Raw genomic sequence first — 6,000 nt, forward strand, 5'->3', positions numbered from 1 at the left:
CGCTATAGGCTCCCGCCACCGGCAGTGGTGCTCGACGTCTACGCGCTCCCACCCTGCTGGACGGCGTCCCGCCCACGCCATCGCCCGGCTGCCCCCGAGGGCTGAAAGACCTGCTGGGCCGCAGGGAGAACCATGCGCAGCAGCAGGCCATGACACCATCGGCGGGTCAAAGCATCAGCATGCCCCTCCGACGACCACCAGTGAGTGTCGCAGCAGGACGGGGTAACCCTCGGGGAGGACGCTGCATCTCCCGATCTGGGCCGGCGCCAAGGACGTTCTCCGGGAGGACGGCGTGGCTGAGCGACGTGACATCCAGGCACGGCGTGTGGTCACCAGTGGCGTGCCGACGGTGACTTCCCCGGTGGGAAGAGCCGGTCCGGACGCCCCTTGTTCGCCTCTTGCGGCCATCTGACGCAGGTGGCGCGTCATCACCGCCATGCTCTGACCGTCCGCCAGGTCCCGGGTGGGTCGCGGAGCCAGGCGACCCAGGCGCGTGCGTCGGCGTAGTGCTCCGGGAGGACGCCGACCTCGGCCAATGCCCCGGGACAGGTCCGCTCGTAGTCGGCCGCCCACGCGATCGCGTCGCGGGGGCCGGCCAGCAGCCACATCGCGACGACGTCGTCGCGATGCAGCGTGCTGAAGCCGGGTATGCCGGCGTCCTCCACGAGACGGCCGGTGACGAGCCCCCGTGCCAGCAGACCGCGCCGGCACACCAGCACGTCCGGCGTGTCCTGGTCGCGGGTGGCCTGGTGCGGCCGCACCTGCAACGCCAGCGCGTGCTGTTCGACACGCGCCCAGATACCCGGCACGCCGGCCAGCCGAGCGGCGGTGATCCGGTGCACGCCGTTCGACTTCCTGCGCATCGGCGGGACCGGCGTCGCCCACGCCTGGCTCAACGAACTGCCACCGGACTACTTCGAAACCTTCCACCCCTAGAACAGGGAAGGTCTCCGACGCCGGTTCTTTCGGCGCCGGAGACCTACGGCGTCGTGGTCGGTGACGTCAACGGGTAGCGCCATCGCGGTGCCATCGACGGCCTGGATGCTGCCGATGAGTGCGTTGAGCTTGTCTTCGCGCAGGATTACGACGGCGACCTTGGTGCCCCGCTGAGCCGGGCGTTGCGCGGCGGCGGCGCCCGTGGCCACGGCCACGCGGCCAGCGTGCTGGAGTCACCTCCTTGCGGCGGTCGGGCAGGGAGCGGTCAGATCGCGTCGCTGTTGTGCAGCGTCCTTGCCGTTTCCTGCTCGGCTGAGGAGCGCAGTCGTTGGAACGCGACCGCAGTCGGTGAGGCGGGTTCGGCCTGGTAGACGACGAGTTGCTGATGTGGGGCGCCGTTGACGGTGAAGGCGGAGAACTGGATGTGCAGGTCACCGACGCGCGGGTGCCGGAGGTGCTTGCCTTCTTGCGTCTTGGACTTCACGTCATGGCGGGCCCAAAGGTCGGCGAACGCGGGGCTGGCCGAGCTGAGTTCGTCGGCGAGCCGGTTGATGCGCGGCGAGTCGGGATCGTGGCCGTAGGCGGCGCGCAGTTCGGCCACGCAGGAGTGCGCGGCTCGCTCCCAGTCCTGGTGGAACTCGCGGCCCTCGGGGTCGCAGAAGACCATGCGGGCCAGGTTGTCCGCGGCGGCGAACCCCTCGTGCAGGGCGGTGGCCATCGCGTTGGCGGCCAGGATGTCCAGAGCGGGGCCCAGCACGAATGCGGGGACGTCCGTCCAACTGTCCATCAGTTGCAGCAGGTGGGGGCTGACGAGGTCATCGGCGGTGTCTCGTCGCCGAGCAGGCGGCTGGATCAGGCGGTGCAGGTGCTCGGTGGCCTCCTCGTCCAGGCTGAGAGCGCGCGCCACTGCCTCGGCCACTTGCGCTGAGGGGCTCGACTCGCGGCCTTGCTCAAGCCGTACATAATAGTCACTGCTCATCCCCGCCAGCATCGCCACTTCCTCGCGGCGCAATCCCTTGACGCGGCGCCGCCCGTACTCCGGCAGGCCGACGTCCTGTGGCTTGAGGGTCTCGCGACGCGCTCGGAGGAACTCACCCAAAGGTGTAGCTTCGCCCATTTGGCAAGGCTATGCGCCGAACGCCTGCTGGGCTACGACATAAAGCAAAGTGCGGCGTTCCCAGGAGAAGCATGCCCAGGCTGTGTTGATCCCTTGGCCGTCTCGCTCGCCTAGCCTCGATGTCATGGACCGACTCAGCGACTTGGGCGAGTTCCTGCGCCGCCACCGCGCGTTGACCCGCCCCGAGCAGGTCGGGCTGGCAACGCAGGGCCGCCGCCAGGTGCCCGGGCTGCGCCGTGATGAGGTCGCCAGACTGGCTGGGCTCAGCATCGGTCACTACGCCCGCCTCGAACAGGGCAGAGCACGCCACCCCTCCCGGCAAACAGTAGCCGCCCTGGTCCAGGCGCTCCGGCTGGGCGAGCCGGCGGCAGCCGAACTGTACGGGCTGGTCCGTCCGTCCGTCTGCCGCCGGCGCCCCGCGCGCAGGGAGCGCGTGCCCCCAGAGGTGCTGCGGCTCATGCACCGCTGGACGGACGTCCCTGCCTACATACTCGGCTGGTCGCAGGACGTGCTGGCGCGCAATCCGCTCGCCGGTGCGCTGCACGATCGGTTGTCCTGCGACGACAACATGCTGCGCATGATCTTCCTCGATCCCGCCGGGCGAGAATTCTTCCGCGACTGGAGCGAGGCCGCCCACGCCGCCGTGACCGAGCTCCGCAAGACCGCGTTCGTGGCGCCCGACGAGCAACGCCTGATGGACCTGGTGGGCGAACTGGCCACCATGAGCCGGCCGTTCCGGCGCTTGTGGGCGCGGCATGAGTCCAGCGGCATCGTGCGCCGCAGCGTCCGCCTGTACCACCCGGAGGTCGGCGAGCTTCGCCTGAGCAGGGAGATCTTCACGATCGACAGCGCGCCCGGCCAACGGCTGGTCACCTACCAGGCCGAGTCAGGCTCACGGTCCGCGGACAAACTGGCCCTGCTGAACACCCTGCTCGCGCCGGACTTCGGCGAACCCGCCTCGTCCGCGTAAATCACAGCCGACGTCGAAGTCATCATCTCGGGTCTGCTCCCACTGCCTGCACTGAAGGGGTCTTCCTGGGTGTGGCGCTTCCAGGAAGACAGCGGCCTTCTTCCCCTCAGGCGTCGGGGCCTGAGAAGCTTCTGAGCCGGATCGCGCATCGGTGGCGCTGCCTCTGGACTCGGGTTCAAGGAGTCGTCGCAACACTCCAGCTTGACGGGGTGCGATGGCCGTTCTCATTTCGCGGCTGCCACGCTTGTGACCAGGTCAAACTCGTACACCAATTTCGTGGACGCAACCCAGGAACCCGCGCAGGACGTTGAGACCATCACCGTCTGGCAAAGCACTGAAGCACCAGCGATACCCGTGCGGATCGTGGGTGCCGAACACCTGGGGAAACGGCGGCCTGGTTCGGTTTCCGGTGCGCAGCGACTCTGGTGGTGCGGCAGCCGCCTGAAGCCGCCGACCATCCTCGGCGGGCGAGATCGCACTTCGTGCACCGCGTCGACCGAGGGACGACTCATTCCAGGAGCACATCATGAGCATCACCGACGCGCACAACGTGGACTGGAACCCCAAGGCTCTCGAGGAGATCCTCGCGAACGATGCCGGGCGTCCCGTCCTGTTCACCAACGCCCGGATCCTGACGGTGGACCCGCTGATCGGGCCGGTGACCGGCGCTGACATCCTGTTCGTCGGTTCCCTGATCGTGGGGGTCGGCCCCGGTATCGTCACCGCGGCCGGCGACGACAACGCCATCGTCGTCGACTGCACCGGTATGAGCATCGTCCCCGCCGTCGTGGACACCGTCGCATTGGCCGGCGGCCGTGGCCGCCGCTCGGACTATGTCGCCACGCTGACCCCGGGGAACACCACCGACTTTCTGGTGGTGCCCGACGAACTCGCCGCCGACGTGGCGAGCGCGGTGGCCACGCTGTTGTCCCGCCCGCAGCAGGTTCGCGCGCTGATCGCGGCCGGCCGGCCGGTGCTGTGGGCCGGCACCGACGCTCCCGGCCGAGCCACCGCCCCCGAGGCGGGGGTCCCGGCACCACCGGACCTGACCGGCAGCCCGCGAGTCGGCGTCTGGATCGACCGGAAGGACTTCCTGCACCAAGAGCTCACCGCAGAAGGCCGCTACGACGAGACCCGGGGCGGCCGACCGCACGCCTACCAGGGCCGGTACTGGATCGACGACGACCGTATCGACTACCTGGACGACCTCGGTTTCTGGGCTTACGGACAGTTCCGAGACGACGAACTGCACCACGCGGGCTACATCATGAAACTCGGTTGACCCTGCCCGGCAAAGCCCCGCCGCGAACACAGCAGCCTGTCCGGCCCCATGCCCTCACCTCCGACCGGCTCAATCCTGCACGCCAGGACACCCACTCCTCCGTTCCCGGAAAGAAACTGGGAGGTTGAGCACCGGGGCGTCCCCGATCCGGTCTTCATGGCCAACGTGTGGTGGCTGGCCCGCTATCGGCATACCCGGTGTGTCCGTGACGAGGTGGTCGATGCTCTAGAAAGGATCTTTCGCCGACCGGCTCCGCTCGGGCCGGCGACCGGGTCGAGCCCGTGGCGCACGCGGCCCGACCCTCGGCCGATGGATCGACGTGGCCGAAGCCGGCCTCGGCCACACCGTGGTGGTGGGTCGGCGCGGCCGGGCTGCGGCGTCCTGATGCTGGGGTGAAGTGGCCCGGTCGGTGCCGGTGTCAGACTTCCAGCGCCCGCATCGCCTGGGCAAGGCGCTGCTGCCGGTGCCGCAGCGCGCGGACGGGGGTGCCGTCGTGCGTCATGTGCCGGCCGTCGAGGGCCTGAAGTTCACGGGCGATGCGGGAGTGCTCGGTGATGAGGGCGGCCTCGGCCCGGTCGAAGGCGTTCACCGGGGCCGACATGCGGTGGACGGCGACCGGGCTGGCGAAGTCGGGCACCTGGATCGGGGCGCGGAACGGATACACGTCGTACCCGCTGGACGTGCTGTCCCACATGTACCGGCCATCCCGGCCGGCGATCCAGCCGACGTAGACGCCAGCGCAGGCCCGCACGTCGATGCGGCCCCACGTCTTGGTGGCGATGTCGTAGGTCTGGCTCTCGGAGTGCGACTTCGAGACCTCCGTGGAACGCGTGGTCGACCTCGACCAGCCGAAGTGGCCCGAGATACTGGGTGAGGACCCCTTGAAGCCGACGGTGGTCTGGGCGTCCAGGCCGAACTCCAGGGTCTGCTCGATGGTCTGGCTGACCGTCACCGTCGTCTCCTCGTCGTAGGTGAGGCTGAGCTGCCCCTCGTAGGGGGTGCCGGCGCACACCAGCGGTGCGATGCCCACGAGTCGGCCGTAGGCCCTGAGCCCGTTGAGCGTCCCCCAATTGCCGCTGGCGTGAATGAAGCCGCAGTCGAACTGATTCAGCCGCGCGTAGACGCCGACCTTTCCTGTCTCCTTCACTTCCTCGGGTGTGTTGCTTGGCCATTCCATCCAGTTCCCGTGCACGGTCGCCTTCGAGCGCTGGAACCCGTTCTCGCAGTTCTTCTCGAACCAGTCCAGGGCAGTGCTCACCGGCAGCACGGCCTCGGCCTCCGCCCCGGTCACGTACAGGTCCATCGCCGCATCCATCTTCGAGGGCTCATCCCACTCCCAATCCAGGTGCGGGGTGCAGGTGAGCCACAACTCCTCGGGCGCGGTGTAGGGGGCGGAGGCGGTCTTGGGCAGGACGTTGTAGCGGCCGACGGCGTAGTCTCCGAACTTGCTGGGCATGACGATCCCTCCGAATGTAGCGACTCTCTGTGATCAAATGATCGCATCGAGTGGTGTCGTAGTCGCTCTCACTCTGAAATAGCCGCAGGCCGGAGCCATATCCGTTGAATTTCCCGCCACCGCTACCAAGACCCCCTGAAACCGGCTCTTCGAAGTTAAGCGGGGTTGCGGCAACCGCGACTCTTTCGCGTGGTGGCGCAGCGGGTGCGGAGTCGTTGGGATTCAGGGTTGCGGAAACC

General features: G+C 68.4%; 6 protein-coding genes. 2 read left to right on the forward strand and 4 right to left on the reverse strand.

Going from position 1 to position 6,000, the window contains the following annotated elements:
* Nucleotides 1-428 precede the first annotated feature (428 nt).
* The 3 genes from ABD120_RS23620 to ABD120_RS23630 all read right to left on the reverse strand — a co-directional run bounded on the left by ABD120_RS23620 (nucleotide 429) and on the right by ABD120_RS23630 (nucleotide 2,035).
* Nucleotides 429-863 carry a hypothetical protein gene (locus tag ABD120_RS23620; RefSeq protein ID WP_343952178.1) on the reverse strand — a complete coding sequence of 145 codons (435 nt, stop codon included), beginning with the start codon at nucleotides 861-863 and terminating at the stop codon, nucleotides 429-431.
* Nucleotides 864-932: 69 nt separating this feature from the next.
* The gene (locus ABD120_RS23625; RefSeq protein ID WP_343952179.1) at nucleotides 933-1,151 is read right to left on the reverse strand and encodes a hypothetical protein; all 219 of its coding nucleotides are present in this window, start codon (nucleotides 1,149-1,151) and stop codon (nucleotides 933-935) included.
* Between the two features lie 50 nt (nucleotides 1,152-1,201).
* Entirely contained in the window at nucleotides 1,202-2,035 is an 834-nt protein-coding gene (locus ABD120_RS23630) for a helix-turn-helix transcriptional regulator (protein WP_343952180.1), read from the reverse strand.
* Between the two features lie 142 nt (nucleotides 2,036-2,177).
* Between ABD120_RS23630 and ABD120_RS23635 the strand changes: the two genes are divergently transcribed.
* Both ABD120_RS23635 and ABD120_RS23640 read left to right on the forward strand, forming a co-directional pair.
* Complete coding sequence (locus ABD120_RS23635) at nucleotides 2,178-3,023, forward strand: helix-turn-helix transcriptional regulator (RefSeq protein WP_343952181.1); 846 nt, start codon at nucleotides 2,178-2,180, stop codon at nucleotides 3,021-3,023.
* Nucleotides 3,024-3,549: 526 nt separating this feature from the next.
* Nucleotides 3,550-4,305 carry an Atu4866 domain-containing protein gene (locus tag ABD120_RS23640; protein ID WP_343952182.1) on the forward strand — a complete coding sequence of 252 codons (756 nt, stop codon included), beginning with the start codon at nucleotides 3,550-3,552 and terminating at the stop codon, nucleotides 4,303-4,305.
* A 418-nt stretch (nucleotides 4,306-4,723) separates the two neighbouring features.
* Here ABD120_RS23640 and ABD120_RS23645 read toward each other — a convergent pair whose 3' ends face one another.
* Nucleotides 4,724-5,761 carry a hypothetical protein gene (locus ABD120_RS23645; RefSeq protein WP_343952183.1) on the reverse strand — a complete coding sequence of 346 codons (1,038 nt, stop codon included), beginning with the start codon at nucleotides 5,759-5,761 and terminating at the stop codon, nucleotides 4,724-4,726.
* Between the last annotated feature and the right edge of the window lie 239 nt (nucleotides 5,762-6,000).

It is taken from the genome of Nonomuraea longicatena (genome assembly GCF_039525605.1).
Classification (GTDB): Bacteria; Actinomycetota; Actinomycetes; order Streptosporangiales; family Streptosporangiaceae; genus Nonomuraea; species Nonomuraea longicatena.